This is a genomic window from Idiomarina sp. Sol25, from assembly GCF_033052775.1.
Classification (GTDB): Bacteria; Pseudomonadota; Gammaproteobacteria; order Enterobacterales; family Alteromonadaceae; genus Idiomarina.
Genome location: NZ_JAUPEW010000041.1, coordinates 1 through 468 on the forward strand (window position 1 = coordinate 1; position 468 = coordinate 468).

1 protein-coding gene is annotated in these 468 nt (G+C 64.1%); it reads left to right on the forward strand.

Going from position 1 to position 468, the window contains the following annotated elements; all coding sequences use genetic code 11:
* Positions 1 to 127: 127 nt before the first annotated feature.
* Positions 128 to 468, forward strand: a 341-nt coding sequence (locus tag Q5L94_RS13370) for a TniQ family protein (protein ID WP_317498859.1), incomplete at its 3' end; no start/stop codon positions are given.

A 468-nucleotide genomic window follows, 5' to 3' on the forward strand; every position in this document is an offset into this window, starting at 1 on the left:
TCTCGCTGGAGCGGGCAGAGGCCGTCTATCGCAAGACCGACAAGTGCATCGGTGTCACGCCTTTCCGTGCGACAGACTGGGAGGTTGTTCAGCAGGAGTTGCAGGCCATCGGGTGGGGCCAGTGACGATGCTGTCGCCGATGCTGCCCTTCGATCCGCAAGAGATCCTGACGTCCTACGCTGATCGCCTGTCCATGTACCACACCGGTCGTGGGATGGAGCGGCTCCTCAAGGACTGCGGCATCCACCATGAGCACTTCGTTTCCGGCCGCCCTGAAGCCGTGGCCGCTCTGGCAGGGGCAACCGGGCATCCCTGCGCCGATCTCCATCGGAACGCCATTCGGGTGTTTCAGCGCGGCGGTGAGTTCCGTGGGGAGCCGACCTCGAAGTCCTTTCTCTTGCCGCAGGCCAAGCGCTACTGCCCCGCCTGCCTTGTCGAGGACGGCAGCCCGACGGATTGGAAGTTTCG